Below are 1,242 nucleotides of genomic sequence, written 5' to 3' on the forward strand. Positions count from 1 at the left end.
CTCGCAGGGATGCTGAAAGAAAAGGGGTTCCGCGTGACCGGGTCCGACGCCAACGTCTATCCGCCCATGAGCACGCAACTTTCGTCGCTCGGGATCATGCTGCGCTCCCCGTACGCGGCCGAAAACATCCCGGAGGACGCCGATCTCGTCATCGTGGGGAACGCGGTCACCCGGGACAACCTGGAGGCGCAGGAGGCGGTCAGGCGGGGGCTTCCCGCCCTCTCGATGCCCCAGGCGGTGGCCGACTTCTTCTTCGAAGGGAAGGAGACGGTCGTCGTGGCCGGAACCCACGGGAAGACGACCACCACTTCGCTTCTTGCCTGGTCCCTCTTTGCCCTGGGGGCCGACCCCTCGTTCCTGGTGGGTGGGATCCCGAAGAATTTCCCCGTGAGCTACCGGGTGGGAAAAGGCCCGCACTTCGTGATCGAGGGGGACGAATACGACACGGCGTACTTCGACAAGGGGCCGAAGTTTCTCCACTATCGCCCCCGCATCGCGCTGCTCACCAGCATCGAGTTCGACCACGCCGACATCTACCGGGACCTGTCCCACCTCAAGGAGTCGTTCCGTAAACTGGTCCGGATCCTCCCGAAAGACGGCCTGCTCATCGCCTCCATCGACTACCCGGACGTGGTCGAGGTCGCAATGGATGCTGCGTGCCCGGTCCTCTATTACGGCGTCGGGCGAGATGGTGCGTCGCATCCGGGCGAGGATCTCTGGCGGGTGAGATTTCTCCCGGACGAGGGGGGATTCTCCCGGTTTCGGATGGAGCGGGGCGGGGAGGCGCACGACTTTCGGCTCCGGCTCCCGGGAAGGCACAACGCGGGAAACGCTGCGGCCGCGGCCATCACCCTGTTTCGTCTCGGATATCCGCCGGAACGGGTCGCGGATGCGTTTTCCGGGTTCGAGGGAGTCCTCCGCCGGCAGGAGGTGGTCGGGGAGTTCGGTGGGGTTCTGGTGATCGACGACTTCGCCCACCACCCGACGGCCGTCCGCGAGACGATCCGGGGAATCCGCGAACGGTACCCAGGCCGGCCCGTGACCGCGGTGTTCGAACCGAGGTCCAACACGAGCCGGAGAAACGTGTTCCAGCGGGAGTTCGCCGAGGCGCTCTCCGGCGCGGACTCGGTCATCCTCGCGGGGGTGTACGGGGCGGAGAAATTCCCCCTGGAAGACCGGCTGGACCCGGAGGAGGTGGTCGCCTCCCTCCGGGGGGTCGGACGGAATGCGGAATATATCGAA

At 65.9% G+C, this 1,242-nt stretch carries 1 protein-coding gene; it reads left to right on the top strand.

Annotated elements, in window-relative coordinates; all coding sequences use genetic code 11:
• Positions 1–9: 9 nt before the first annotated feature.
• Positions 10–1,242, top strand: a 1,233-nt coding sequence (locus tag VJ307_01180; GenBank protein HJX72739.1) for a Mur ligase family protein, incomplete at its 3' end; no start/stop codon positions are given.

The organism is Candidatus Deferrimicrobiaceae bacterium (assembly GCA_035256765.1).
Classification (GTDB): domain Bacteria; phylum Desulfobacterota; class Deferrimicrobia; order Deferrimicrobiales; family Deferrimicrobiaceae; genus CSP1-8.